Source organism: Nocardioides rubriscoriae, from assembly GCF_008087085.1.
Taxonomy (GTDB): domain Bacteria; phylum Actinomycetota; class Actinomycetes; order Propionibacteriales; family Nocardioidaceae; genus Nocardioides; species Nocardioides rubriscoriae.
In genome coordinates this window covers 438,362-464,373 of the sequence record NZ_VIYJ01000001.1, presented here as the reverse complement: position 1 = coordinate 464,373, position 26,012 = coordinate 438,362, and the positions used below count along the sequence as shown (strand labels likewise).

General features: G+C 73.2%; 27 protein-coding genes. 16 read left to right on the top strand and 11 right to left on the bottom strand.

All coding sequences use genetic code 11. From position 1 onward, the window contains the following. Positions 1–46 precede the first annotated feature (46 nt). Positions 47–934, top strand: a complete 888-nt coding sequence (locus tag FZC61_RS02255; RefSeq protein ID WP_425465805.1) for a phosphoribosylaminoimidazolesuccinocarboxamide synthase — start codon at positions 47–49, stop codon at positions 932–934. 2 nt (positions 935–936) lie between these two features. Next, entirely contained in the window at positions 937–1,356 is a 420-nt protein-coding gene (locus FZC61_RS02250) for an SRPBCC family protein (RefSeq protein ID WP_170285937.1), read from the top strand. A gap of 7 nt (positions 1,357–1,363) precedes the next feature. Here FZC61_RS02250 and FZC61_RS02245 read toward each other — a convergent pair whose 3' ends face one another. Then, positions 1,364–1,867, bottom strand: a complete 504-nt coding sequence (locus FZC61_RS02245) for a MarR family winged helix-turn-helix transcriptional regulator (RefSeq protein ID WP_148612026.1) — start codon at positions 1,865–1,867, stop codon at positions 1,364–1,366. A gap of 23 nt (positions 1,868–1,890) precedes the next feature. Here FZC61_RS02245 and FZC61_RS02240 point away from each other — a divergent pair, with 23 nt between their 5' ends. Genes FZC61_RS02240 through FZC61_RS02230 form a run of 3 tightly spaced genes read left to right on the top strand, consistent with a single transcriptional unit; the run spans position 1,891 to position 5,813 of the window. Next, positions 1,891–4,020: an MMPL family transporter gene (locus tag FZC61_RS02240; protein ID WP_211357041.1), complete on the top strand. Its 2,130-nt coding sequence runs from the start codon at positions 1,891–1,893 to the stop codon at positions 4,018–4,020. A 14-nt stretch (positions 4,021–4,034) separates the two neighbouring features. Further along, on the top strand, positions 4,035–5,612 hold the full coding sequence (locus FZC61_RS02235; RefSeq protein WP_148612023.1) for a long-chain-fatty-acid--CoA ligase: 1,578 nt from the start codon (positions 4,035–4,037) through the stop codon (positions 5,610–5,612). 9 nt (positions 5,613–5,621) lie between these two features. After that, on the top strand, positions 5,622–5,813 hold the full coding sequence (locus FZC61_RS02230) for a hypothetical protein (protein WP_148612021.1): 192 nt from the start codon (positions 5,622–5,624) through the stop codon (positions 5,811–5,813). A 13-nt stretch (positions 5,814–5,826) separates the two neighbouring features. On the opposite strand, the gene FZC61_RS02225 is transcribed toward FZC61_RS02230, so the two are convergent. Beyond that, positions 5,827–6,339: a YflT domain-containing protein gene (locus FZC61_RS02225; RefSeq protein ID WP_425465804.1), complete on the bottom strand. Its 513-nt coding sequence runs from the start codon at positions 6,337–6,339 to the stop codon at positions 5,827–5,829. A 129-nt stretch (positions 6,340–6,468) separates the two neighbouring features. Here FZC61_RS02225 and purS point away from each other — a divergent pair, with 129 nt between their 5' ends. From purS to FZC61_RS02210, 3 genes are read left to right on the top strand one after another with little or no spacing between them, the layout of a single operon-like run. Then, a complete protein-coding gene (gene purS, locus FZC61_RS02220; protein ID WP_148612017.1) occupies positions 6,469–6,726 on the top strand; it encodes a phosphoribosylformylglycinamidine synthase subunit PurS in 258 nt (85 codons plus the stop codon). Beyond that, positions 6,723–7,391 carry a phosphoribosylformylglycinamidine synthase subunit PurQ gene (gene purQ / locus FZC61_RS02215; protein ID WP_148612015.1) on the top strand — a complete coding sequence of 223 codons (669 nt, stop codon included), beginning with the start codon at positions 6,723–6,725 and terminating at the stop codon, positions 7,389–7,391. The genes purS and purQ overlap by 4 nt, the downstream gene beginning before the upstream one ends. Further along, on the top strand, positions 7,391–7,837 hold the full coding sequence (locus FZC61_RS02210; protein WP_148612013.1) for a DUF3817 domain-containing protein: 447 nt from the start codon (positions 7,391–7,393) through the stop codon (positions 7,835–7,837). The genes purQ and FZC61_RS02210 overlap by 1 nt, the downstream gene beginning before the upstream one ends. A gap of 50 nt (positions 7,838–7,887) precedes the next feature. Here FZC61_RS02210 and FZC61_RS02205 read toward each other — a convergent pair whose 3' ends face one another. Then, the gene (locus tag FZC61_RS02205) at positions 7,888–8,229 is read right to left on the bottom strand and encodes a YciI family protein (protein ID WP_148612011.1); all 342 of its coding nucleotides are present in this window, start codon (positions 8,227–8,229) and stop codon (positions 7,888–7,890) included. Between the two features lie 181 nt (positions 8,230–8,410). Between FZC61_RS02205 and FZC61_RS02200 the strand changes: the two genes are divergently transcribed. Further along, entirely contained in the window at positions 8,411–10,075 is a 1,665-nt protein-coding gene (locus FZC61_RS02200) for a hypothetical protein (protein ID WP_148612009.1), read from the top strand. Positions 10,076–10,096: 21 nt separating this feature from the next. On the opposite strand, the gene FZC61_RS02195 is transcribed toward FZC61_RS02200, so the two are convergent. From FZC61_RS02195 to FZC61_RS02185, 3 genes are all read right to left on the bottom strand, one after another. Then, entirely contained in the window at positions 10,097–10,945 is an 849-nt protein-coding gene (locus tag FZC61_RS02195) for a class I SAM-dependent methyltransferase (RefSeq protein WP_170285936.1), read from the bottom strand. Positions 10,946–10,993: 48 nt separating this feature from the next. Next, complete coding sequence (locus FZC61_RS02190) at positions 10,994–12,415, bottom strand: glycoside hydrolase domain-containing protein (RefSeq protein WP_148612006.1); 1,422 nt, start codon at positions 12,413–12,415, stop codon at positions 10,994–10,996. 112 nt (positions 12,416–12,527) lie between these two features. After that, the gene (locus tag FZC61_RS02185; RefSeq protein WP_148612004.1) at positions 12,528–13,670 is read right to left on the bottom strand and encodes an alkaline phosphatase family protein; all 1,143 of its coding nucleotides are present in this window, start codon (positions 13,668–13,670) and stop codon (positions 12,528–12,530) included. Positions 13,671–13,836: 166 nt separating this feature from the next. Here FZC61_RS02185 and FZC61_RS22880 point away from each other — a divergent pair, with 166 nt between their 5' ends. Beyond that, entirely contained in the window at positions 13,837–13,992 is a 156-nt protein-coding gene (locus FZC61_RS22880) for a hypothetical protein (RefSeq protein WP_170285935.1), read from the top strand. Positions 13,993–14,082: 90 nt separating this feature from the next. On the opposite strand, the gene FZC61_RS02180 is transcribed toward FZC61_RS22880, so the two are convergent. Continuing rightward, a complete protein-coding gene (locus FZC61_RS02180; protein WP_148612002.1) occupies positions 14,083–15,555 on the bottom strand; it encodes an MFS transporter in 1,473 nt (490 codons plus the stop codon). A 123-nt stretch (positions 15,556–15,678) separates the two neighbouring features. Between FZC61_RS02180 and FZC61_RS02175 the strand changes: the two genes are divergently transcribed. The 4 genes from FZC61_RS02175 to FZC61_RS02160 are packed head-to-tail and all read left to right on the top strand — an operon-like array spanning position 15,679 to position 20,846. After that, positions 15,679–16,233 (top strand): TetR/AcrR family transcriptional regulator, encoded by a 555-nt coding sequence (locus tag FZC61_RS02175; protein WP_148612000.1) that lies wholly within the window; start codon positions 15,679–15,681, stop codon positions 16,231–16,233. A 23-nt stretch (positions 16,234–16,256) separates the two neighbouring features. After that, positions 16,257–17,612 (top strand): C1 family peptidase, encoded by a 1,356-nt coding sequence (locus FZC61_RS02170; protein ID WP_246142469.1) that lies wholly within the window; start codon positions 16,257–16,259, stop codon positions 17,610–17,612. A gap of 54 nt (positions 17,613–17,666) precedes the next feature. Next, complete coding sequence (gene purL / locus FZC61_RS02165; protein ID WP_211357040.1) at positions 17,667–19,958, top strand: phosphoribosylformylglycinamidine synthase subunit PurL; 2,292 nt, start codon at positions 17,667–17,669, stop codon at positions 19,956–19,958. 51 nt (positions 19,959–20,009) lie between these two features. After that, positions 20,010–20,846, top strand: coding sequence for an alpha/beta hydrolase (locus FZC61_RS02160; protein WP_148611996.1), 837 nt, complete (start codon positions 20,010–20,012; stop codon positions 20,844–20,846). 18 nt (positions 20,847–20,864) lie between these two features. Here FZC61_RS02160 and FZC61_RS02155 read toward each other — a convergent pair whose 3' ends face one another. Then, a complete protein-coding gene (locus FZC61_RS02155) occupies positions 20,865–21,569 on the bottom strand; it encodes a hypothetical protein (RefSeq protein ID WP_148611994.1) in 705 nt (234 codons plus the stop codon). A 147-nt stretch (positions 21,570–21,716) separates the two neighbouring features. Then, the gene (locus FZC61_RS02150) at positions 21,717–22,565 is read right to left on the bottom strand and encodes a DNA-formamidopyrimidine glycosylase family protein (protein WP_148611993.1); all 849 of its coding nucleotides are present in this window, start codon (positions 22,563–22,565) and stop codon (positions 21,717–21,719) included. Between the two features lie 54 nt (positions 22,566–22,619). On the opposite strand from FZC61_RS02150, the gene FZC61_RS23330 reads away from it, so the two are divergent. Next, positions 22,620–23,135, top strand: coding sequence for an SDR family NAD(P)-dependent oxidoreductase (locus FZC61_RS23330; protein ID WP_211357039.1), 516 nt, complete (start codon positions 22,620–22,622; stop codon positions 23,133–23,135). A 9-nt stretch (positions 23,136–23,144) separates the two neighbouring features. On the opposite strand, the gene FZC61_RS02140 is transcribed toward FZC61_RS23330, so the two are convergent. After that, positions 23,145–23,993, bottom strand: coding sequence for an SCO6745 family protein (locus FZC61_RS02140; RefSeq protein ID WP_148611989.1), 849 nt, complete (start codon positions 23,991–23,993; stop codon positions 23,145–23,147). 9 nt (positions 23,994–24,002) lie between these two features. Further along, on the bottom strand, positions 24,003–25,265 hold the full coding sequence (locus FZC61_RS02135) for an MFS transporter (protein WP_148611987.1): 1,263 nt from the start codon (positions 25,263–25,265) through the stop codon (positions 24,003–24,005). Between the two features lie 68 nt (positions 25,266–25,333). Here FZC61_RS02135 and FZC61_RS02130 point away from each other — a divergent pair, with 68 nt between their 5' ends. After that, positions 25,334–25,990 (top strand): winged helix-turn-helix domain-containing protein, encoded by a 657-nt coding sequence (locus tag FZC61_RS02130; RefSeq protein ID WP_246142468.1) that lies wholly within the window; start codon positions 25,334–25,336, stop codon positions 25,988–25,990. The last annotated feature ends 22 nt before the right edge of the window (positions 25,991–26,012 follow it).

Below are 26,012 nucleotides of genomic sequence, written 5' to 3'. Positions count from 1 at the left end.
GCGCCGGGTCGCAGGGGTCGGCCCCTAGGATCGGGTCGTGCTCAACATCCCCGAGGCGCCGGTCATCGACGGGGCGACCCACCTGCACTCGGGCAAGGTGCGCGACCTCTACGAGCTGCAGGGCGGCCCGCACGACGGCCACCTGCTCATGGTCGCCAGCGACCGGATCTCGATCTTCGACTTCGTGCTCGACTCGACCATCCCCGACAAGGGCGAGATCCTCACGCGGATGTCGCTGTGGTGGTTCGACCAGCTCGCCGACCTCGTCCCCGGTCACGTCGTGTCGACCGACGTGCCCGCCGCCGTCGCGCGACGTGCGGTCGTGTGCGAGCGCCTCGACATGTTCCCGGTCGAGTGCGTGGCCCGTGGCTACCTCACCGGCACGGGCCTGCTCGACTACGACGCGACCGGCGAGGTCTGCGGGATCCCGCTCCCGGCCGGGCTGGTCGACGGCAGCCGGCTCCCCACGCCGATCTTCACCCCTGCCACCAAGGCCGACCTGGGCGACCACGACGAGAACGTCTCCTACGACGCCGTCGCGACCGAGGTCGGGGCCGAGGCCGCGGCGACCCTGCGCGAGCTGACCCTCGCGGTCTACGCGCGGGCCGAGACCATCGCCCGTGAGCGCGGCATCATCCTGGCCGACACCAAGCTCGAGTTCGGTCGTCGGCTCGACGGTCCCGGCACCATCGTGCTCGGTGACGAGGTGCTGACCCCCGACTCCTCGCGGTTCTGGCCCGCCGACGCCTGGACGCCCGGGCGTCCCCAGGCGTCGTACGACAAGCAGATCGTGCGCAACTGGGCGCTGTCGCCCGAGTCGGGCTGGGACCGTGCGTCGGGGCAGGCACCGCCACCCCTGCCCGCTGAGGTCGTCGAGCGCACCCGCGCCCGCTACGTCGAGGCCTTCGAGCTCCTGACCGGGGAGAAGTGGTAGCCGTGGTCGCTCCAGTGCGGTTCGAGGTCTCCTGCGAGGACGCCTACGACTACCTGATCGACCCGGCCAACCGGGCGCAGTGGCAGTCGAGCCTGCGCGACGTGGTCGACGTGGTCGGCCCCGACGGCGTGGTCGGCCAGACCTGGACCGACGTCACCACGGCGCGGGTGCGCCCCCACATGGAGCTCACCGACGCCGACCGCCCGCACCGCTGGTCCGAGCGCGGCACGTGGCGCGGCTTCTTCGCCACCCTGACGCTGACCTTCACCCCGGTCGGCACCTTCTGCGACGTCGGGGTGTCGATGCACGTGGGCGGCACCGGGGTGGCCCGCCCGGTCGCCGCCGTGCTCAACCGCCTGGCCCCGGCCGCGGTCCGCTCCGACCTCCGGCGCGCGGCCAAGATCGTCGCCCGCAAGGAATAGTCGGCGCCTACCCGTCCCGGTGGGCGGCGATGTCGTGGCGGGCCGCGACGGTCGCCGCAGCGACCTGGTCGAGGAAGTCGGCGATCAGGGCCAGCTCCTCGTCCGAGCGCTGGTCCAGGACGGGCGCGAGGTGGGCGGCGAGCCGGCCGAACATCCGCCCGCCGACGTCGAGCGCGTGGTCGGTGACTCCGACGACGACCGAGCGGCGGTCGTCGGGGTGGGGGCTGCGGGTGACGTGGCCGGCCCGCTCGAGGCGGTCCAGCAACGCCGACGTGGCCGGGGCGCTCAGTCGCATCGCCGCGCTCAGGCGCCCGGGAGTCGCGGTCTCGCCGACCATCCCCCAGTCCATCACCAGCGCCAGCGCGTTGAGGTCGGTGCGGTGCATCTCGCTGTCACGCGAGGCGTCGGCGACGTAGAGGTCCGACTCCGTGGCGTAGCGCCGCAGGGCCCGCACGACCTGCCGAGCGGTCTCGGTACGGCCGGGATCCGGAGGGGGGGTCGCGCCGGGCACGCGCCCACCTTACTCTTTCGTCCGTGGAAATACTCATCTCATCGAAGTATCGCCTGCCGCACCTCGTCGGTCGCCGGCTGAGCTGGCTCGTCGTGGTGGTCGCGATCCTCTTCTCGGGTGCCCTGCTGGGGGCGGGCATCGAGGCCAAGGTCGCCGACAACTCGACGTCCAACCTGCCGACCGACGCGGAGTCCGCCCAGGCGGCGCGGCTGCAGGACCGGCTCGGCACGGCCGAGTTCACCCCCGCGATCGTCGTGCTCGACCGGGGCGGCGTCCCGCTCACCGAGGCCGACCGGGCCGCGGTCGCCCAGCAGGCCCAGGCCCTGCAGCAGTACGCCGCCGCGGGACAGCAGACCTTCCCGGTCTTCGCCGACGACGGTGCGGCGGCGTTCATCGGCGTCCCGATCGCCGCCGACACCTCCGAGGAGGACCTCGGCACGATCGTCGACGACCTGCGCGCGGCCGCGGTGAAGGACCTGCCCGACGGGCTCGACGCGCAGGTGACCGGTGGGCCGGCCTTCGTCGCCGACCTGTCGAAGGTCTTCGACGGCGCCGACACCCGCCTGCTCACCGTCACTGCCGGCGTCGTCGCGCTGCTGCTGCTCATCACCTACCGCAGCCCCTGGCTCTGGCTCGTCCCGCTGGCCGTCGTGGGCGTCGCCGACCAGGTCGCCGCCCAGCTGGTCGCGGTCGGCACCCAGGTCTTCGGCTTCCCGACCGACGGGGCGTCGACGGGCATCACCTCGGTGCTGGTCTTCGGCGCCGGCACCAACTACGCCCTGCTCATCATCGCGCGCTACCGCGAGGAGCTGCGTCGCGTCGAGGACCGCTACGACGCCATGCGCGCCGCCCTCGACGCCGCGGCCCCCGCCATCCTCGCCAGCTCCGGCACCGTGGTGCTGGCGCTGCTGTGCCTGGGGCTGGCCGACAACCCCAGCAGCCGCAGCATCGGCTTCGGCGGGGCGATCGGCATCGCGACCGCGGTGGCCTACGCGCTGCTCGTGCTGCCGGCCGCGATGACGTGCTTCGGACGCCGGCTCTTCTGGCCGTTCGTGCCCCGCGTCGGTCAGCAGGACCCGACCCGCGACGGCTTCTGGGCCCGCGTCGGGGCCGGCGTGACCGCCCGACCCGTCGTGGTCAGCGTCGTCGGCGTGGTCGTGCTCGTGGCGCTGGCCCTGCCGCTGGTGGGCCTCAAGGTCGGGTTGTCCGACACCGAGCAGTTCCGCGCGACCCCCGAGTCGGTGACCGGCCAGGAGGTGCTCGCCGAGCACTTCGCCGCGGGCTCGTCGCAGCCGACCACGGTGGTGCTGCCGGCCGGCTCGAGCGACCGGGTCGCCGAGGCCGTGCGCGGCGTCGACGGCGTGCAGCAGGTCGAGCCGGCCGGCGGGGCCGACGGCACCGCGGTGCTCTCGGTCGTGCTGACCACCGACCCCGCCTCCGAGCAGGCCTTCGACGCCGTGCGGGCCGTGCGTACGGCGGCCCACGCGGTCGAGCCCGACGCGCTGGTCGGCGGGCCGGACGCCGAGTCGCTCGACGCCGCCGACGCCGCCGACCACGACCAGCGGCTGATCGTCCCGCTGATCCTCGGCGTCGTGCTGCTCGTGCTGCTGGTGCTGCTGCGCTCGGTGGTCGCGGCGGTGGTGCTCGTGCTGACCGTCGTCGCGACGTACGTCGCGAGCCTCGGCGCGAGCTGGTGGGCCTTCACCCACTGGTTCGGGTTCCCCGCGCTCGACCTCAGCGTGCCGCTGCTGTCGTTCCTGTTCCTGGTCGCGCTCGGTGTCGACTACAACATCTTCCTGACCACCCGCGCCAAGGAGGAGGCCGAGGCGGCCGGCACCCACGAGGACGAGGACACCGCCGAGGCGATCCGGGTCGCGCTGGCCGTCACCGGTGGCGTCATCACCAGCGCCGGCATCCTGCTGGCGTCGGTGTTCACGGTGCTCGGCGTGCTGCCCCTCATCGTGCTCACCCAGATCGGCGTCATCGTCGGGTTCGGCGTCCTGCTCGACACCCTGCTGGTGCGCAGCGTGCTGGTCCCCGCGCTGGTGGCCCTGCTGGGTCGCCGGTTCTGGTGGCCCGGGGGCCTGTCGCGCCACGACGCCACCACTGCCGCGTCCACGAGACAGGGTGTGGTCCCGGTCACCGACGTCTGAGTAGGTTGTCCGGCGTGACGGACTACAACCTGGCCAGCCTTCTCGAGGACACCACCGCCGAGCACCCCGAGCGCGAGGCCCTCGTGTTCGGTGACACCCGGCTCACCTACGCGCAGGTCGACGGCGCGGCCAACCAGGTCGCCAACCTCCTGGCCTCGCGCGGCATCGTGCGCGGCGACAAGGTGGCCCTGAGCTGCCCCAACCTGCCCTACTTCACGATCGTGTACTTCGGCATCCTCAAGGCCGGCGGCACCGTGGTGCCCCTCAACGTGCTGCTCAAGGGCCGCGAGGTCGCCTACCACCTCGCCGACTCCGACGCGAAGGCCTACTTCTGCTTCCAGGGCACCCCCGAGCTCGCGATCGGCCAGGAGGGCCACGCCGGGTTCGAGCAGACCGACTCCTGCGAGCACTTCTTCATGATCACCGCCGACCCGACCGCTGCGAGCCCGATCGAGGGCACCGAGACGCTGGGCCAGGCCACGGCCGGGCAGCCGCCCACCTTCGACACCGTCACCACCGACGAGGACGACACCGCCGTCATCCTCTACACCTCCGGCACCACCGGGCAGCCCAAGGGCGCCGAGCTGCGCCACCGCAACATGCGCGACAACGCCCTGGCAGGCAAGGACCTGTTCGGCGCCGACGCCGACAACCCCGACACCTACCTGTGCGTGCTACCGCTGTTCCACTCGTTCGGCCAGACCTGCATCCAGAACGGCGCCTTCGCCTTCGGCGGCACCGTCGTCATGCTGCCGCGCTTCGAGGCCAAGGCCGCGCTGCAGCTGATGCTCGACAACGAGGTGTCCTACTTCGCCGGGGTGCCCACGATGTACTGGGGCCTGCTCGGCGCGGTCGAGGAGGGCGTCGACATCAGCGCCATCGCCAAGAACCTCCGCGTCGCCGCCGCCGGCGGCTCGGCGCTGCCGGTCGAGGTGCACAAGGCGTTCGAGAAGAAGTTCGGCGTCACCATCCTCGAGGGCTACGGCCTGTCCGAGACGTCGCCGGTCGCGAGCTTCTCCAAGTTCGGCGAGCCCGTACGCGTCGGCTCGATCGGCACGCCCATCCCCGGCGTCGAGATGAAGCTCCTCAAGGACGACTCGTGGGACGAGGTCGAGCCCGCCGAGGGCGAGGACCCCGAGCAGGTCATCGGCGAGATCGCCATCAAGGGCCACAACGTGATGAAGGGCTACTACGGGCGCCCCGACGCGACCGACGAGGCCATCCAGGACGGCTGGTTCCGCTCCGGCGACCTGGGCCGCCGCGACGCCGACGGCTGGTACTACATCGTCGACCGGTCCAAGGACATGATCATCCGCGGCGGTTTCAACGTCTACCCGCGCGAGATCGAGGAGCACCTGCTCACCCACCCCGACGTCTCGCTGGCCGCCGTCATCGGCGTGCCCCACGAGAGCCACGGCGAGGAGATCAAGGCCGTCGTCATCCGCGAGAAGGGCTCCACCCTCACCGAGGAGGAGCTCGTCGCCTGGGGCAAGCAGGAGATGGCCGGCTACAAGTACCCCCGGATCGTGGAGTTCGTCGACGCGCTGCCGATGACCGCGACCGGCAAGATCCTCAAGCGCGAATTGTCGTAGGGCCGCAGCGTGCTCGCCAAGACCGCCGGGCTGACCCTGGCGTTCCTGCTCGTCGCGGTCGGGGTCGTCTGGACCTTCCAGGGCCTGGGCTACATCGAGGGCAGCTTCATGACCGGCAGCCGGACCTGGGCGACGATCGGACCGATCGTCGCCGGGTTCGGCCTGGCCCTCGGCATCGTCGTCGTACGCCGGCGGGAGTAGCGGCTCGGTCGCCCTACTCGAACGGGTTGGGCAGGGCGCCGGGCAGCCGGGCGAGGATCTCGCGGGCCTGCGCGGCGACCTTGTGCTCGACCAGCACCTCGTAGCGGGTCGCCACGACCGAGGTCACCGACTGGAAGTCGCGCTGGCCGCGGGTCATGGCGTAGCCGAGGAGTCCCCAGATCACGAAGAACGCGATGCCGAACAGCATCGTCGAGACGATGATGCCCAGGGTGCCCTCGGTGGAGAACAGCGAGAGCACCACGCCGATGAACAGGCCGAACCAGGCCCCGGACGCGGCGGCACCGGCGGCCACGCGGCCGGTGGTGAGCCGGCCCGTGATGCGTTCGATGCGCTTGAGGTCGGTGCCGACGATCATGCAGTTCTCGACGGGGAAGTGCTCGTCGGACAGGAAGTCGACGGTCTTCTGGGCCTGGGCGTAGTCGTCGTAGACCGCCAGTGACTGGGGGAACTCCAGACGCATCGCGTGGGGGACCGGGCGACCCGGGGGACCTGTGGGGGACGACATGCTCATGCGCCCAGTGTGCCCTGTCCGCCCACGGGCTCCGCGGCCTCCGCTGCGTCCGCGCCCTCCGGCAGCGCGCAGGTCGTGGAGCCCGACCACCGCGATGACGTCGACGACCCATAGGATCAGGGCGTGCCCAAGGTCGTCGTGGACGTGATGCCCAAGCCCGAGATCCTCGATCCCCAGGGGAAGGCCGTGCTCGGCGCGCTGCCCCGGCTGGGGTTCGACGGCGTCGTCGACGTCCGCCAGGGCAAGCGCTTCGAGCTCGAGGTCGCCGGTGAGGTGACCGACGAGGTCCTCGCCCGGGTGCGCGAGATGGCTGGGACGCTGCTGTCCAACCCGGTCATCGAGGACTTCACCGTGCACGTCGACGCCGGGGACCCCGCGTGAAGGTCGGTGTCGTCACCTTCCCGGGCTCGCTCGACGACGTCGACGCCCAGCGTGCGGTGCGCATCGGCGGCCACGAGGCCGTCGCCCTGTGGCACGGCGACCACGACCTGCAGGGTGTCGACGCGGTCGTGCTGCCCGGCGGCTTCTCCTACGGCGACTACCTGCGCTGCGGGGCCATCTCGCGCTTCTCGCCGGTGATGACCGAGGTCGTCGAGGCGGCCGCCAAGGGCCTGCCGGTGCTCGGGATCTGCAACGGCTTCCAGATCCTGTGCGAGTCGCACCTGCTGCCCGGTGCGCTGATCCGCAACGACCACCGCAAGTTCGTCTGCCGCGACCAGCGGCTGCGCATCGAGAACGTCTCGACCCCGTGGACCTCGTCGTACGCCGAGGGCCAGGAGGTCACGATCGTGCTCAAGAACGGCGAGGGCGGCTTCGTCGCCGACACCGACACCCTCGATCGCCTCGAGGGAGAGGGCCGCGTCGTCGCGCGCTACCTCGGCGACAACCCCAACGGCTCGCTGCGCGACATCGCCGGCATCACCAACGAGCGCGGCAACGTCGTCGGCCTGATGCCCCACCCCGAGCACGCCGTCGAGGACCTCACCGGGGCCGGCACCGACGGCCTCGGCTTCTTCACCTCGCTCGCCGCGGCGACGTTCGCCTGATGACGCCCCAGGCGCTCTTCCGCCGCGTCGCGGTCGCCGAAGCCGTCACCTGGGCCCTGCTGCTGGCCGGGATGTTCCTCAAGTACGTCACCGACACCACCGAGCTCGGGGTCCGCGTCGCGGGCCCGATCCACGGCGTCGCGTTCGTCGCCTACTGCGTCACCGCCGTGGTCGTGGCCGTCGACCAGCGCTGGACGCTGCGGCGTACGGCGCTGGGGCTGCTGTCGTCGATCCCGCCGTTCGTCACGGTGGTCTTCGACCTGCTCGCCGAGCGGCGCGGTGCCTTCGGCCCCTGGCGGCTCACCGTCGACGCGCCGGCGCGTGCTGCGGACCGTCCGGTCGCCTGGCTGCTGCGCAACCCGGTGCGCGGGCTGGTCGTCGGGCTTGCCGCCGTCGCGGCCCTCACCGGCCTCGCGCTGCTGGTCGGTCCGCCCGTCGGCTCCTGACGCCCGCCCACCCCTACGCCTGTGGGGACGGGCCCCGGCTCGTGCCGCGCTCACCAGAGCCGCCGGACCTCCTGCGGCCATCCGCACGCCTCGGCGATGCGGCCCGCCCACACCCGAGCAGTGGCGTCGTCCTCGACGTCGATGATCGTCAGTCCGCCCACCCGCTGCTCGTCGGGCGCGTAGGGGCCCTCGCCCACGACGAGTGCGCCGCTGGTCGCATCGGCGTGAGCTGCCTGGGCGTCGTCCTCCTCCAGGCCGCCGGCCGCGACGAACGCCCCGGCCGCCTTGATGTCGTCCACGACAGCTCTCGCCAGCGGCCCACGGCTCCCGAACCACTCCGCCGAGTGGTCGCCCACCCACTGCTGGTTGAAGAAGATGACGTACTGCGACATGAAAGCTCCTCTGCTCGACGTATGGAGACAACGACCGCCGCCGGCGCCGGTTCTCATCGGTCCTGTCCCTCACCGTCCGCCTCCGGCCCCGCTCTCCACATTTGTTCGTCAGGCCTCCCCGACGGTCGTCAGGTGCGGTCTAGGCTGCAGCCGCTTCATCACCGACTCGGGATGTGTCCACGTGTTCGAACTGCACCACACCGACATCGACGGTGTCGCCTGCTACTGGGTTGCCACGGGGCGCCCCACGCTGGCGGCTCAGCTGATCTTCCGGCAGGGGGTCGCCGACGAGCCCGTGCACGAACGGGGGTGGCTCCACCTTCTCGAGCACGCTGCTCTCGAGGGCCGAGGCGGTGGGGCCTTGCAGGTCAATGGCTCGGTCTCCCTCCTGCACACAGCCTTCGATGCGCATGGCCCCCGCGACGCGGTCGTGGATCACCTCGGTCATCTGGTCGACTGGCTGAGCCGGCCCTCGCTGCACGACCTCGAGCACGAGCGTGAGGTCCTCCGCGCGGAGGCAGCGCTGCGTGGGGGGCCGGTCGTGCGGGCGCTCGGCTGGCGGTACGGCGCTCAGGGGCCCGGGACCTTGTCGCAGGGCGAGCCCGGCCTCGGCAGAGCAGCAGCGGAACCGCTGGTGGCGCGTGCCGCTCGGGTGTTCACCCGCCAGAACGCGGTGCTCGTCCTGGATGGGCCGCCGCCGCCCGGTCTGCGTCTCTCACTGCCCGAGGGCTCCCTGCTCCCGCCCGCGCAGGCCCGCCCGTTGGAGCAACCGACACCGGCGGCCTACGTCGATGAGGGCGGCCCGGTGCTGAGCGGGACGGTCGGGCGTTCGCTGGCCGCGACGATCGCTGTCGAGATCCTCCAGCGTGCGCTCCACGACCGGCTGCGAGCGACGGGAGGGGCCTATGCGCCGTGGGCGACCTACGAGCGGGTCGACCGGACCCGAGCCGTGCTGCTCGGCGGCAGCGACGTGCTTCCCGAACGCTTGCCGGACCTCGTGGACACGCTGCTGAGCATGTGCACCGCCATCGACACAGAAGACGTCCCTGGGCCGTGGCTGTCGGAGGTCCTCCAGGCCCGTCTCCAGGGGATGAACGATCCCCTCTTCGGGCCGGCGCTCGCCGTTCGTGCGGCGCACGACCACCTCGACGAGACCACGGTGCACTCCCACGACGAGCTGCTGGCTGAGCTCCACGCCGTGGACGGTCCTGCGGTCCGGGACTCCCTGCGGGAGTTCACCGGATCTTTGCTGCTGGGCGTGCCGGGCAAGACGACCTGGAACGACCAGCTCCCGATGCTCCGTTACCCGATCGCGCCGGCCAGGGCTGAGGGCCGCACCTATCGCAGCGCCGACTGGCCTGCCGACGAGGGCACCCTCACGGTCGGTGCCGATCGGGTCGAGCTGCGAGTAGGAGCCGCCGCCCAAGCGGTCCGCTTCGACGACCTCGCGGGCATGCTCACCCGAGCTGACGGCAGCCGTCACCTCATCAGACGCGACGGCTGGGCCCTGTTCGTCCAGCCGAGCGCTTGGCGCCAGGGCCACAGGGCCGTTGCGGCCCTGGACGCAGGCGTGCCGGCGTACCTGCACCTTCCCCAACCGCCCGACCCTGGGCTCGGAGCAACGCGGATGCCCGCCGCACGACGCTGGTGGCTCGGCTTCCGGCGCTTGCTGCGCAGCGTCGCGGCGCTCTGGATCTTCCTGCTCGCGATGGTGACGGTCTGCATCGCGGGACTGGCGACGTCGAACGGCCTGTTGATCGGGTGCGGCGGGTTCGTGGCCGCCACCGCCTACCGCGAGCTCAAGGCGCGCCGAGCGCGACCGGACATCGCGTACGACGAGACCTAGGACCCGGCGCGGGGGGCCACGTCAGGCGGTGCCCGTGACCAGCCAGACGGCCGCCGGGAAGCGGAGCGACCCGTCGACGAGGTGCCCGCGCAGGTGGGCACGCACCTCGTCGAGCAGCAGCGCCCACCCGTCCGGCCCGAGTCGTGGCCGCAGCTGCGCCTGCACCCGTTGGCCGGTGGTCGTGGCGAGCATCGTGGCCATCCGGTGCTCGACACCGTCGCTGCCGTCCCAGCCGTAGTCGCAGTCGAAGTCGTACGGCGTCACCGCGACGTCCGACCAGCCGGCGCCCGTCAGCACCGCGCGGACCCGGTCGGGGTCGGCGAAGGCCATCGGTCCGGGTGCGTCGGCGGGCAGGTCGACCGGGGGCTCGCCGAGGCGAGCGAGCAGGAGGTCCTGCCCGAGGGTCATCATCGGGTTCTCCGCGAAGGTGCGCCAGCAGGCGAACGTCAGCAGGGCGCCGGGCGCGCACGCGGCGCGGATCGAGGAGAACGCCGCCACCGGGTCGTCGAAGAACATCACGCCGAAGCGGGAGACCACCCGGTCGAAGGGGTCTCCCGGGGCCGCCGCGAGCAGGTCGGTGGTCTGGGCGTCGGCGAGCAGCACCCGCGCGCCAGGCACCCGGGACCGCGCCGCGGCCACCATGCCGGGGGAGACGTCGACGCCGACGGCGAGCGCCCCGGCGTCCACCGCCGCCGCCAGCAGGGAGCCCGAGCCGCAGCCCACGTCGAGGACCCGGTGGCCCTCGTCGAGGCCGGCGCGCGCCAGCAGCGCGGTGGTCACCGGGGCGAAGATCGCGTCGAAGATCTCCTGGTGCTCGACCCAGCCCGCCGCCAGCTGGGTCCAGGTCTGCTGCATGCCCTCGTTGACCATGGGTCGCACCCTAGGTGTCGTGCGAGGTCGTGCGCCGAGGGGTGTGGGCTAGCGGATGCCGGCCTGCAGCTTGGCCCACGTGGGGAGGTCGACGATGCCCGACTGGGTCAGCCCGACGCGGCGCTGGTAGCGCTTGACCGCGGCGGTGGTGTCGGTGCTGAAGGTGCCGTCGACGTTGGTCTTGGCGCCGATGTCGGCGGCGTTGACCGCCCGCTGCACGCGGCGTACGTAGGGGCCGTAGGCGCTGGCCGAGCCGAGCTTGAGGATCGGGCGCGAGCCGCCGGAGAGCAGCGCGGTCCAGTCCTTGCGGAACCAGCGGTCGTCGGCGGGCTGGCTGCGCTCGGCCTTCCACCGGCGCACGCTCGCGATGATGCCGGAGCCGTAGGTGCCGTCGACCGGCCCGTCGTAGTAGCCGCGCTCCTTCATCAGGCACTTGAGTGCGGCGACCCGGTCGGCGGGGGCGACGTAGCCCTCGCGGGCGGGCTCGAGGGTGCCGTAGTCGACGAAGTCGACCTTGGTGGAGCCGCAGTGGGCCTCGGGGGCGGCGACCATGCCCTTGCCGAGGTCGAGGTAGTTGGTGTCGATGTTGATCCGCACGCCGCCCCAGGTCTCGTCGTGCCCGCCGCGGTACTGCTTGACGCGGCCACCCGGGCGCCAGCCGTCCTCACGGATGTAGGACGTCGAGGTGTTGGCGACGCCGTCCCAGCGGGCCAGCCAGATCCGGTCGGGCAGCCGGTACGCCGAGGGGCGGGTCGCGCGGACCTCGTCGAGCACCTGGATGCCCGACCCGGCGCTGGAGTAGACGCCGGTGACGAAGCCCGCGGCCTTGACGGTGGTGACCCAGTCGGACAAGAACGCCAGCGCCGACTCGCGGCAGGCGGTGTTGGTGGAGTCGAAGCCCTCGAGGTCGTACCACAGGGTGCTGCCGGCGGGGATGCCCAGCTTCTGGGCGTCGGCGACGGTGCTCGCGCCCGAGGCGCGGCCCATCTCCCGGGCGCGGGGGTAGCGGCCCTTGCCGCGGAACGGGTCGATGGTGAAGTCGTCGCTGTAGCGCGGGAAGCGAGGCTGGCACGACGCCTGCGGACCGAGCGTGATCGGCAGCAGCTTCCAGCCGTTCTTCAGCTGGGTGCGGATCCACGTCGGGGTCAGGTGGGGCTGGTCGCGGCACGCGCGGGAGTCGCCGGAGATGTAGATGCCGACCGCGAGGTACGGCGAGCTGCTCAGCCACCGGTTCATCGTGGCCTGCGTCGGGGCCAGGCACTGGTCGAAGCCGTAGCCGGTGAAGTCGCCGGGGGTCGGGGGCAGGGCGGTGGCGCGCGCGGCGGTGCCGGCCGTCGTGCTCGTGCTGACGTCGGTGGTCAGGACGGTCGGGCCGGCGGCCGTGCTCGCGACCCCCGAGGCGAGCAGGGCCGTCGCGGTCACGCCCAGCAGGGCGGGGCGCAGCAGGTGTCGGGACAGGGCCGTACGCATGGCGGAGCTCCAGGGGGAAGAGGCGGGGCGGGACCGTCGTGTGCGGAACCCTAGCCTCACGAGTCACACCCGTAACAGGCGTTCGCGACAACTACAACGCTGTAATTCGAGATCAGGGTCGGCGTACGGGCACCGAGCGGGCGCCGACACACCGGCTGCCCGGCACCTCAGCGAGACCGAGCGCGCGCAGCGACACGTTGGCCAGGTCGCAGTTGCGGATCGGCTGCGGACCGGCGTACGACGGCCGCCCGGTGCCGGGGTCGCGCAGGCCGGGCGACAGGTCGTAGAGGTCGCCGGCGGGCACGCCGTCACCGGCCACCACGAACGGGATCGTGTAGTCGTCGGCGAGCGCGGGGTCGCCGTGGTCGAGGCCGCGGCCGCCGTGGTCGGCGGTGAGCACCACGACCGTGTGGTCGCGCAGCTGCGGCGTCGCGTCCACGACCTCGAGCAGGCGGCCGACGAAGGCGTCGGAGCGCCGGACGGCGTCGAGGTAGGCCGGGGAGAGCCATCCCTCCACGTGGCCGACCAGGTCGGGCTCGGCGACGTGCACGAAGGTGAACGTGCGGTGCTGGTCGGCGAGGTCGGCGGTGACGTCGGTGGTCAGCTGCGGCAGGTCGTCGAGGATGTCGATCGTGTCGATGGCGTCGGGCCACGAGGCCTCGAGCAGGTCGAACTTCGTCTTGCCCGCGAACACCGCGGTGCTCCCGCCGGCGTCGTGGACGACGTCGAAGACCGACGCTACGGGCTCGCCGGCGGCCTGCTGCACGGTGCGGCCCGGGAGGTCGTCGTTCCAGGTGACGCCGTGGCCGCCGGCCGCGGGGTCGATCGGACGGCCGGTGACCATGCCGACGTGGTTGGGCAGCGTCACCGTCTGCTCGACCTCGGCGCGCGCGTCGAGCGTGGCGGTGCCGCGGTCGATCAGCGACCAGATCGCCGGGGCACCGTCGCGGCCGAGGGTCCGCAGGGCGTCGGGGTTGAGGCCGTCGATCGAGATCGCGACCACGTGCCGACCGCCGAACGGCGCCGCCTGAGCCGGGGTCGAGGTGGGTGTCGGTGTCGGCGGCCGGGTCGACGAGGGCGTCGGGGAGGCCGGGGCCGTCGCGGTGGTGGCCGGGGCGGTCGGGGCGCCCGGTGCCGCGCCGGGTGCGTCGGCGCCGTCGTCGCCACCGCCGCACGCGAGGAGCCCGCCGAGGAGGACCGCGCCGAGCGCGATCGGGGCCAGCGCCGAGCGCAGGGACGACGGGCGCAGTGACATGGCCCGACCGTAACCCGCGCCCGGGGTCGACGACGGTCAGACGGGCCCGGGGTGGCCCGTTCGGGGGATCCCTGCGTCCGTTCGGTCGGCGTGGCCCGGTTCGCCGGACGTGGGTCGGGCCGCGGGATCACGCTGGTGTTCCCCCACCGAGGCGAGGAGCCGGACCATGAGCGAGGACACCTGGACCGAACCAGCCGTCCTGGCCTGGGCGCCGGCCTTCCAGGCCGACCCGTGGCCCGGCGGTCCGCCCGTCTTCAGCTGCGACGGGCACTGGTGGTGGGACGGCGAGCACTGGCAGGTGCGCAGGCCCGAGTCGGCCTGAGCCCGGGGGCTGCCCGACCCGCTCTCACCCCCCTGCGACTCGACCGCCCGTCCGCACGCGCGGACGGACGGTCGAGCCGGAGCACGAGGGTCAGGCAGCCTCCACGGCCACGACTCGCGGCTCGTCCGCTCCCGCCCGGCCCCGTGCCGTACGACGGCCCTGCAGGTGCAGGGCGACGCCGACCGCCAGGGCCACGGCGGCGAAGCCCGCCGAGGTGAGGAACGCCGCCCGCGCGCCGGGCAGGAACTCGCCGGGCACCGCGCCCACGGCGTACACCGAGACGATGACGGCCAGGCCGATGGCGCCGCCGAGCTGCTGGAAGGTCTGCAACAGCCCGGAGGCCGAGCCGGCGTGCTCGGGCTCGACGCCGGCCAGGACGATGGCGGTGACGGGCATGAAGGCCAGGCCCGCCGACAGGCCGTTGAGCAGCATCGGGCCGAACAGGCCCGAGAGGTAGTCGTCGGAGGCCGAGAGCGTGCTCAGCCACGCGAAGCTGGTGGCCAGGCCGGTCGCGCCGACGATGATCATCGGGCTCGGGCCGAAGCGGGCCAGCAGCCGCGGGGTGACCCGCGACATCGCGAAGATGCCGAGCGTCAGCGGCAGGAAGGCCAGGCCCGACTCCATCGGGCCGAAGCCGAGCTCACCCTCGATGAACTGCACGGCGAGGAAGAACATCGACAGCTGGCCGCCGACGACCAGGGCCATCACGGCCAGGCCGCCGACGCGGCGGCCGTCGCGCAGGAGCTCGGGACGCAGCATCGGGTGGGCGACCCGCAGCTCGGTACGGGCGAGCAGGGCGATCAGGGCGGCGCCGAGCGCGAGCCCGCCGAGCACGCGGGCCGAGGCCCACCCGTGCTCGGGGGCCTGGATCAGCGCCCACACGACCGACACGGCACCACCGGTCGCGGTGAGGGCGCCGACGACGTCGAAGCGACCAGGACGGCGGGTGGTCTCGTCGAGGACGCGGCGGGTGAGCGCCAGGACGGCCAGGCCGATCGGCACGTTGATGAACATCGTCCAGCGCCACGAGCCGAGGTCGGTGAGCGCGCCGCCGAGCAGCAGGCCGATCGACATGCCGCCCGACGACACGGCCCCGAAGAGCGCGAGGGCGCGGTTGCGGGCGGCCTCGTCGGGCGCGCTGGTGGTGAGCAGGGCGAGCACCCCGGGGGCGGCGAGGGCGGCGCCGACGCCCTGGAGGGCGCGGGCACCGACGAGCATGCCGGGGGTCTGGGCCAGGCCGCCGAGCAGCGAGGCGACGGTGAAGAGCGCGAGGCCGGCCTCGAACATCCGGCGGCGCCCGAAGACGTCGCCGAGCCGGCCCCCGAGCAGCAGCAGGCCGCCGAAGGCGAGGGTGTAGGCGTTGAGGACCCACGACAGCCCGGCCGGGCCGAAGGACAGGTCGGTGGCGATGTGGGGGAGCGCGACGTTCACGACGGTCGCGTCGAGGACGAGCATGAGCTGGGCGACCAGGACCAGGGCGATGCCGGCCGCGGCGCGGGTGGCGTCGGGCGGCAGGTCGTCGGGAAGGGCCTGGTGGGCAGGGGACAGTGTCTGGTGCGACATGGGAGGAGGAGGTCCTGTTCTGGCCGATCGGCCGAGGGGGACGTATAGTGGAGACGTTCTCCGGTTCTTGCACCACGATACGGAGACACTCTCCGTTTAGCAAGTGGAAAGAGGAAGATTGCCGTGCGCGCCGACGCCAAGCGCAACCGCGACCGCATCGTCGAGGTCGCCCGCGACGTGTTTCGCGAGCAGGGCTACGACGCCTCGCTCGACCTGGTCGCCAAGCGCGCCGGGGTCGGCGCCGGCACCCTCTACCGCCACTTCCCGACCCGCGACGACCTGATCGACGCGCTCATGCAGAGCTGGGTCGACCGGGTCACCGAGTCGACCGACAAGGTGCTGGCCTTCGAGGGCTCCGACCGCGACCTGCTGCTGCGCTGGTTCGAGACCTACGTCGAGCTGATCAGCCTCCACAAGGGCGGGCCGGCCAAGATCACCACGGCGATGGGCAACCCCGAGTCGCCGATCCGCAGCAAGTGCCAGGTGCTCTCCGGGGCGGCCGACCGCGTCATGGACCAGCTCGCCGCGCGCGGTGCCCTGCGCCCGGGCGTCGACTCGGTGCAGGTCTGCCGCCTGGTCGGCGGGGTCGCGGCGGTCGCCGACCAGTCCGAGCTCGACGCCGACGCCGTACGCCCGCTGCTCGAGGTCGTGGCCGACGGGATGCTCGCCCGCGCCTGACCTTCGGGCGTATGTTCGTCGACGTGACCCACGGACAGCTCGGACCCGACCTGCTCGACGCGTTCAGCAAGCAGCGGGCGGCTGATCCCCAGCACCAGCTCTGGCAGAACGCGCTGACCGCCCACCCCGTCGACACGGTGGCGCTCGACCGGCGGCGCGCCCTGGCCGTCGACCGGTCGATGTCGCACCGGCTCGACGCCTGGGCCGTCACCAACCAGCAGAAGAGCGGTCGGTGCTGGCTGTTCGCCGGGCTCAACCTCCTGCGCGTGGGCGCGGCACGCCAGATGGGCCTCAAGGACTTCGAGTTCTCGCAGAACCACCTGCTCTTCTGGGACAAGCTCGAGAAGGCCAACCACTGGCTCGAGGCGGTCATCGCCCTGGCCGACCGCGACGTCGACGACCGCACCGTGGCCCACCTGATGGCCAGCCCCACCGAGGACGGCGGGCAGTGGAACATGTTCGTCGCGCTGGTCGCCAAGCACGGCCTGGTGCCCCAGTCGGTGATGCCCGAGACCGCCTCGTCCGGGGCCACCCACCAGCTCAACACCCGGCTGGCCGCCGTGCTGCGCCAGGCCGCCCGCGACCTGCGCGCGGCGGCGGCGGCCGGTGACGGCCTGGAGCAGCTGCGCCAGCGCAAGGAGGAGACCCTCGACGTCGTCCACAAGATGCTCTCGCTGCACCTCGGCACGCCACCCGAGCGCTTCGCGTGGCAGTGGACCGACAAGGACGACGTCTTCCACCGCGAGCCCGAGACGACGCCCCTCGAGTTCGCCGCCCGCTGGGTCGACGTGCCGCTGGACGACTACGTCTGCGTGGTCCACGACCCGCGCCCGAGCAGCCCGCTGGGCCGCACCTTCACCGTCGAGCACCTCGGCAACGTCGTCGGGGCGCCGCCGGTGGTCTACCTCAACGTCGACATCGCCCAGATCAAGACCTGGGCGCAGGAGGCGATCGTCGGCGGCGAGCCCGTGTGGTTCGGCTGCGACGTCGACCAGATGCACCACGGCGACTCCGGGTCCTGGGACGCCGAGCTCTACGACTACGACGGGGTCTACGGCACCACGACCGACCTCGACAAGGCCGACCGACTGCTGCACGGGGCGACCGCGATGACCCACGCGATGATGCTCACCGGCGTCGACGTCGTCGACGGCCGCGCCCGTCGCTGGCGCGTCGAGAACAGCTGGGGTGCCGAGAAGGGCGACCAGGGGTTCTGGACGATGACCGACGGCTGGTTCGACGAGTACGTCTTCGAGACCGCCGTACGTCGCGACCGGCTGCCGGCCGACCTGCGGGCCGCCCTCGACACCGAGCCCATCGTGCTGCCGGCCTGGGACCCCATGGGCGCCCTGGCCCACGACCGGCAGCGCGACCGGTAGCGCGACCGGTAAGGCACCGGCGGGGGCGCCAGCGGGCCCCGGTAGATTTCGCCTGTGACCGAGCCCGCTGCGCCGACGTCCGCCCTCGACACCGTGGCCGTCGCGGCCACCGACCCCGGTCGCGAGCAGCCGTGGGCCGACCTCGGCCTCAAGGCCGACGAGTACCAGTCGATCCGCGAGATCCTCGGACGGCGCCCCACCAGCTCCGAGCTGGCGATGTACTCGGTGATGTGGAGCGAGCACTGCTCCTACAAGTCGACCAAGGTGCACCTCAAGCAGTTCTCCGAGATCCCGCAGCACACGCCGATCGGCGGCATGCTCGCCGGCATCGGCGAGAACGCCGGCGTCATCGACATCGGCCAGGGCTACGCCGTGACCTTCAAGGTCGAGTCGCACAACCACCCGAGCTTCGTCGAGCCCTACCAGGGCGCCGCGACCGGCGTCGGCGGCATCGTGCGCGACATCCTCGCCATGGGTGCGCGCCCGGTCGCCGTCATGGACCCCCTGCGCTTCGGCCCGCTCGACGCCCCCGACACCCAGCGCGTGCTGCCGGGCATCGTCGCCGGGGTCGGCGGCTACGGCAACTGCCTGGGCCTGCCCAACATCGGCGGCGAGGCCGTCTTCGACGAGACCTACGTCGGCAACCCGCTGGTCAACGCCCTGTGCGTCGGCGTGCTGCGCCACGAGGACCTCCACCTCGCCAACGCCTCCGGCACCGGCAACCAGGTGATCCTGTACGGCGCCCGCACCGGTGGCGACGGCATCGGCGGCGTCTCGATCCTCGCCTCGGAGACCTTCGAGTCGACCGGCCCGGCCAAGCGCCCGAGCGTGCAGGTCGGCGACCCCTTCATGGAGAAGCTCCTCATCGAGTGCACCCTCGAGCTCTTCGCCGCCGGCGTGGTCGCCGGCATCCAGGACCTCGGCGGCGCCGGGCTGTCCTGCGCGACGTCCGAGCTGGCCTCGGCCGGCGACGGCGGCATGCACGTCGAGCTCGACCGGGTGCCGCTGCGCGACTCGACCCTGGCGCCCGAGGAGATCCTCATGAGCGAGAGCCAGGAGCGCATGATGGCGGTCGTCACCCCCGACGACGTCGAGCGCTTCATGGCCATCTGCGCCAAGTGGGACGTCGAGGCCGTCGTCGTCGGCGAGGTCACCGACACCGGACGCCTCGAGATCGACTGGCACGGCGAGCGCGTCGTCGACGTGCCCCCGCGCTCGGTGGCCCACGACGGCCCCACCTACCAGCGCCCCTACGCCCGCCCCGACAGCCAGGACGTGCTCCAGGCCGACGGCGCCGAGTCGCTGCCGCGACCGTCGACGGGTGACGAGCTGCGCGCCACCCTGCTGAGGCTGGCCGCGAGCCCCAACCTGTGCGACAAGTCGTGGATCACCGACCAGTACGACCGCTACGTCCGTGGCAACACCGTCCTGGCCCAGCCCAGCGACAGCGGCATGATCCGCGTCGACGAGTCGACCAACCTCGGCGTCGCCGTCTCCACCGACTGCAACGGCCGCTTCGCGCGCCTCGACCCCTACGCCGGCGCCCGGCTCGCGCTGGCCGAGTCCTACCGCAACGTCGCCACCGGCGGCGCCGTTCCGCTGGCCATCTCCGACTGCCTCAACTTCGGCTCGCCCGAGGACCCCGGTGTCATGTGGCAGTTCGCCGAGGCCTGCCGCGGGCTCAAGGACGGCTGCCTCGAGCTCGGCATCCCCGTCACCGGCGGCAACGTCTCGCTCTACAACCAGACCGGCGAGACCGCGATCCTGCCCACCCCCGTCGTCGCCGTGCTCGGCGTGATCGACGACGTCACCCGCCGTACGCCGTCCGCGTGGGCGGCCGTCGAGGGCGACCAGACCGGTGACCGGGTGTTCCTGCTGGGCGAGACCCGCGAGGAGCTCAGCGGCTCGGAGTGGGCCCACGTCGTCCACGGCCACCTCGGCGGCCTCCCGCCCGTGGTCGACCTGGCCGCCGAGAAGCGACTGGCCGAGCTGCTGGTCGACGGGGTCGGCCTGCTGACCTCGGCGCACGACCTCTCCGACGGCGGCCTCGCCCAGGCGCTGGCCGAGTGCGCGATCCGGCACATGTGCGGCGTGACCGTCGCCGTCGAGAGCGTCGCCGCCGACCCGTTCGTCGCGCTGTTCTCCGAGTCGGCCGGCCGGGTGCTGGTCACCGTCGCCGACCGCGACACCGACCGGCTCGTCGAGCTCGCCGGGCGCCACGGCGTACCCCTCGTCGAGCTGGGCGTCACCGGGGGTGACGTGCTCGCGGTCGAGGGTCAGTTCGAGGTCAACCTGCTCGAGCTCCGCTCGACCTGGATGGCGACGCTGCCGGCCGCCCTGGCCTGAGGCGCACGACCCGGACGCGGGCGTCACCGCCCGTGCGAGAGGATCAGGGCCGTGGACCGACGACGCTTCCTCGCCCTCAGCGCCCTCGCGGCGCTCGGTCCGACCCTGACCGCGTGTGGAGAGGACGATTCCGTGGCCGATCCTGCCCTGCCGGGGCCCAGGCGGGTGCCCTACGGCGACGACCCCAGCCAGTACGGCGAGCTCCACCTGCCGGTGGGCAAGCCCCGTGGTGTGGTCGTGGTGATCCACGGCGGCTTCTGGCGCTCCGAGTACAACGCCGAGGACCTCGGCACCCCGCTGGCGGTCTCGCTGGCGGGTGCGGGCTGGGCCGCGTGGAACCTCGAGTACCGCCGCATCGGTGACGGCGAGGGGGGCGGCGGCGGGGCCCCGGCCACCTTCGACGACGTCGCCGCGGGTATCGACAAGCTCGCCGACCTCGGTGTCGGCACCGCGAGGGTCGTCACCCTCGGGCACAGCGCCGGCGGGCACCTCGCCGCGTGGGCGGCGGCCCGCGGCCGCTACGGCTGGACCGACGAGGTCCCGGTCACCCACGTGATCAGCCAGGCCGGGGTCCTCGACCTGGTCGAGGCCGAGGCGCAGAACCTCGGGGGAGGGGCCGCCGGGTTGTTCCTCGGCCACCAGCCCACGGTCGCCGACGAGCGCTACGACCCCGCGCAGCAGCTGCCGCTCGACGTGCCCGTCTGGTGCGTGCACGGCACCGACGACACCATCGTCCCGCTGAGCCAGTCGACGTCGTACGTCGACCGGGCGACGGCCGCGGGGGCGACGGCCGAACTGGTCGAGGTCGACGGCGACCACTTCACCGTCATCGACGTCGAGTCCGACGCCTGGACGCGCACGCTCGAGGTGCTCGACGGGATCGGGTAGCCACCCTCGGGACCGTCCTCAGAGCCGCGAGAGCAGGGTGATCTTCTGCCAGATCTTGCGGCTCATGCTGGTGGTGAGGTTCTCGATGCCGGCCACGGCGTCGAGCACGACGGCGTCGCGCGACTCCTCGGCCACCAGGGCCGCGGTCTTGCCGACCAGGCTGAGGATCTCGGAGCAGTAGTCGAGGTAGCGCTCCATCTCCGCCGGCGTGAGCCGCGGGTCGACCGAGCGCGCGGTCGCCACGAAGTCGGGGCGGAACCGCTCGGGGTCCTTGGTGAGCTGGTGCATGTCGACCACGTGCGCCAGCGAGCGCAGCCGGTGCAGCAGGGCCAGCGACCGCCCGCGCTGCAGCCGCTCGGGGATCGAGTAGAGGAAGAACAGCGCGATCGCGGCGAACACGAGGTCGTTGATCGTCGACTCGATCAGCGGCAGCCAGTCGACGGTGCGCTCGACCCCGTGGTCGAGGGCGTCGCGCAGCGCGAGCCCCATCGCCACCACGGTGGCCACCAGCACGAGCGCCGCGACGACGCGCGACGCGAGCCGGGCCTGCCGCTGGCGCCGGTTGCGGTCGGGTGCACTGGTGTCGACGTCGTCGACCAGCGCGCCGAGCCGCACCACGAGCCGGCCGATCCCACGCCCCGGGAAGCGGGCGGCGATGCGCTCCTCGAGCCGGTCGACGGTCAGGCGCACCTCGCGCGCAGCCAGCCGGTCCAGGTCTGCCATGGCCGCCAACCTAGCCATCTCCTGTGGACAACGACGTCGACCCGTCGCGTCTACGCGACGGGTCGACCCAGATCTGTGGACAAGCAGGTCGACCCGTCGCGTCTACGCGACGGGTCGACGGGGATCTGTGGAGGACGGGGGCCAGGGCTAGCCCGGTCGGGGGGACGGCACGCGGGTCTCGGGGCCGGGGCCGGGTTGGCAGTGCGGGCACCACCACGTACGCCGGTGGGCCGCGTCGTCGGGCAGCTCGGCGACCATCAGCACGGTCGTCCCGCAGCGCAGGCAGGGGCGGCGCTGGCGGCCGGCGACCCAGTGGCTCTCGCCGCGGCGGGCCAGGCCGGTGGTGACCTGGTAGGCACCCGGCACGGTGGCGGAGTGCTTGAGGGCGGTGGCGGCCCGGGTCACGAGCCGCTCGACGTCGACCTCGCCGATCGGGGTCCATGGGCTGACGCCCATGAGGAAGGCCAGCTCGTTGGCCCACAGGTTGCCCAGCCCGCAGACCCGCGTCTGGTCGAGCAGCGCCGAGACCAGCGGGGTCGACGGGGTCGCGCGCAGGCGGCGTACGGCCTCGGCGGGGTCCCAGTCGCCGCGCAGGGGGTCGGGGCCGAGGTGGCCGACCCAGCGCGCCTCGTCGGTGGTCGGCGCCAGGTCGAGGTCGTGCAGCCGCAGCCCCCACGCCGTCGAGCCGGAGTCGAGCTCGAGCACTAGGCGCACCTCGGGCATCAGCCGTCGCGGCAGCACCTTGCCGGGCCGCGTCACCGACCACTCGCCGTCCATGCGCAGGTGGCTGTGCAGGGTCACCGGCGCGTCCCCGGCCCCGGCCGAGAACCGGGTCAGCAGGTGCTTGCCGTACGTCGCGTGCTCGACCACGGTGCGCCCGGCCAGGTCGCGGGTGGCCAACCGGGGCACCCGCAGGTCCGAGCGCACGACGGTGCGGCCCGGCAGCGACCGGTCGAGCCGGCGCGCGAGCTGGTAGACGCTGTCCCCCTCCGGCACGGTTCCATCATGCCGACCGCAGGGGCCGCGACCGGCCACCCGTACGGTCGGGACATGGACCTGCGCTGGCGCACCGTCGTCGTGACCGGGGCCGGGACGGGCCTGGGCCGCGAGGTCGCGCTGCGGTTCGCGCGGGTGGGCGCGGGCGTCGTGGCCGTCGACCGTGACGCGGCTGCCGCCGACGAGACCGCGGGGTTCGCCCGCGCCTGCCGGGTGCAGGCCTGGTCGGTGCAGGCCGACGTCACCCGCGACGACGACCTCGGGCTCCTCGCCGCCCGGCTGCGCGACCTCGGTGGCGCCGACGTGCTGGTCGACACGGTGGCCGCACCGACCCGCCTGACGCAGCTGTTCCTCGACGGCCTCGACCAGCGCCGGGGCCGGGCTCTCGAGCCGGGGGTGGTCGTCCACGTCGCGTCGGGCGCCGAGGCCGCCGGCCTGGTGCGCCTCACGTCCCCGAGGGCGCGGGTGACGTGCGTCGTGCCGGGCGGGGCGCCGGCGTCGCGGGTCGCCGTTGCCGTCGTCGACCTGGCCCGGCGGGGCGCGGCCGGCGCGGTCGTCGAGCTCGGCTGACTCCGACCCTCAGGCGAAGACGCCCTCGGGGAAGGCCCCGGCCGCGAGCGCCGTCATCACCAGCGGCTTGCCGATCTCCTTGAGCCGGGCACGACCCTCCTCGCCGAGGGTCGCCCACGGCGCGACCGCCAGCTGGTCGGTCGCGGCCTCGATCGAGACCCGCTGCTCCTCGCCGGCGGCGGTGAGTCGACCGTCGTCGGTCATCAGGCCTCTGGCTGCGAGCGAGGCCACCGCCCCGGCCCACTGCTCGTCGGACCACCCGCGGGTCAGCTTGGCCGCCGGCTCGGTGAAGCCCTTGCCGGTCGCGGTGTGCGTCACCAGCGCCTCGAGCCCGGTCAGTCCGTGCGCGAGGAGCGCCGCGACGTGGCCGTCGCCGCGGTACTCGCGCAGCAGCGTCAGCCCGTGCCACAGCGCCAGGTGCGGTGCCTGCGGCCAGTCGAGGTCGGCGTGCCCGGCGTACAACGGGCGGCCGGCGGGGTCGCAGCCGGCAACGGCGGTGCGGGTGAGCTCGGCGGCCTCGGCGACCTCGGGGGAGTCGAGGATCTCGTCGCCGAGGAGCCGGCGGTAGGCCGCGTCGATCCCGCGCAGGCGGGCCGCGACGACGTCGGCTGGCGAGGCGGCCTCCCACACGGCGGGCACGAGCTTGGCGACCAGCGCCGGGTTGAAGACGAAGAACGTCGCCGCCACCGGGCCGGCGCCGACGGCCCCCATCGCCGCGGAGCGCGACGCGAAGTAGGTCGACCGCCCCGTGCGGACCCCGAGGGCGGCCACCTCGGCGTCGACCTCGGGCGCGAAGTAGCCGAGCGCGTGCAGGGTCTCGAGGGTGCGGGCCGTGCGGCCGGCGACGGTAGCGTCCACGGGGCCTGTCTACACGGTCGCCGGCGCTGATGCCGCCGGGGCGACCTCGGCCCGCCAGACCTCCGGGCGGGGCACCGAGCGCACGGTGCGGCTCAGGGTCGGGACGAGCGCCGCGACGCCCAGGAGCGCCCCGAGCGCGAGCACCGCGCCCGCTCCGCCCAGGACCGTCAGCGCCGTGCCGGCCAGCACCGGCGCCAGGGGCATCGCCGACATCGAGGCGAAGGACATGAACGACTGGCTGCGCCCGAGCAGGTCCGGCGGGGTCACCGCGATCCGGTAGGCCCCGATGCCCGCGTTGCCCGCAGGATTGAGCAGCATCACCGACCCGAGCGCTACGGCCACGACGGCCGGGTCGCTCCACAGCGCGAGCGGCACCAGCACCGGCAGGAAGCTCCACGCGATCACGATGGTGAGCCACCCGGTCGCGAAGCGCTCGATGACCCACGGTGCCACGACCGCCCCGGCGATCCCGGCCGCCCCGGCGGCGGTCTCGACGAGCCCGAGGTGCACCGGGTCGACGTCCGCCGAGATCAGCCGCAGCACGGCGACGAAGAACAGCGCGTTGGCCAGCAGGTTGGTCAGCGCCGACCAGGTCAGCAGCGTGCGGAACAGCGGCTGCCCCAGCACGAACCGCGCGCCGGTGGCGAGGTCGTCGCGCACCCGCGCCCGTCTGCCCTCGTGGGGCATGGGCGACAGGTCGGTGCGGATGCGGCCCAGCAGCACCCACGAGACGGCGTAGGTCACGGCGTCGGCGGCGAAGGGCAGCCACCGCGTCACGGCGTACAGGGCTCCGCCGAGGGGTGCGCCGAGCAGGGCGGCGACGTGCTCGCGGGCCTGGTTCTGGCTCAGCGCGGTCGTCAGGTCGTCGGTCGCTACGACGGCACGCACCGCCGAGGTCTCGGCCGGGGCGAACAGCCCGGCGCAGACCCCGGTCAGCAGCGCCACGACCAGCAGGTGCGCCAGCACGAGGTGGTCGGTGAGGCCGGCGACCGCCAGCGAGGCGTGGAGCAGGACCCCGGAGCCGCTGGCCAGCCGCATCAGCCGACGCCGGTCGACGCGGTCGGCGAGCACGCCGGCGGGCAGCAGCACGCACACGACACCGAGCAGGTGGAGCGCCTCGGCGACCGCTGCGACCACCGCCGAGCCGGTCAGCGCGTAGGCCAGCAGCGGGAAGACGAACAGGCTCATCCGGCTGCCCAGGCTGGAGACGGTCTGGCCGACCCAGAGCACGGTGAAGTCGTGGTTGCGGGCGAGGCGGCGGTAGGACGGCATGTTGCGCACCATATGTTGCGCATTATGTGTTGCGCAATACATGGTGCGGGATTGGTTAGGATGGTGCCGTGGCCGACCCGATGCACCTCCGCGACCCCCAGGTGCTCCGGGCGATCGCCCACCCGATGCGCAACCGGATCCTCAACGAGCTCAGCGCCCAGGGGCCCATGCGGGCCGCCGACGTCGCCCGCACCCTCGACGTACCGGCCAACCAGGCCAGCTTCCACCTGCGCCAGCTGGCCAAGTACGGCCTGGTCGAGGAGGATCCCGCTGCCGCGCGGGACCGACGCGACCGGGTGTGGCGCGCCGTCAGCGACAGCGGCTTCACGATCAACATCGAGGAGATCGAGGCGGCGCCCGGCGGTCCCGCCGCGGCCGACGTGTTCCGCCGCACCGCCTCCGCGTGGGCGCAGTACGTCGTCCAGCAGGCCTACGAGGGCGAGCGGGTCGAGGGCACCCTGCGCACGGTGGGCGACGTGCCCGTGCGGCTCACCCGCGACGAGGCCCGCCAGCTGGCCGCCGAGGTCACCGAGGTGCTCGACCGGTGGGTGACCCGGACCCGTGACGACCGCAGCGTCGAGCGGCGCACCTACCTCTTCCTGTCGGCCCTGCAGCCCTACCCCGAGCGGCCCGGCGCCGTCGTCCCGCCGACCGACGCACCGCTCGACGCACCGACCGAGGCGCCGACCGACGCACCGACCGACGCACCGCCCGACGGGGAGTAGCGATACTCACCCGAGCGCCCGC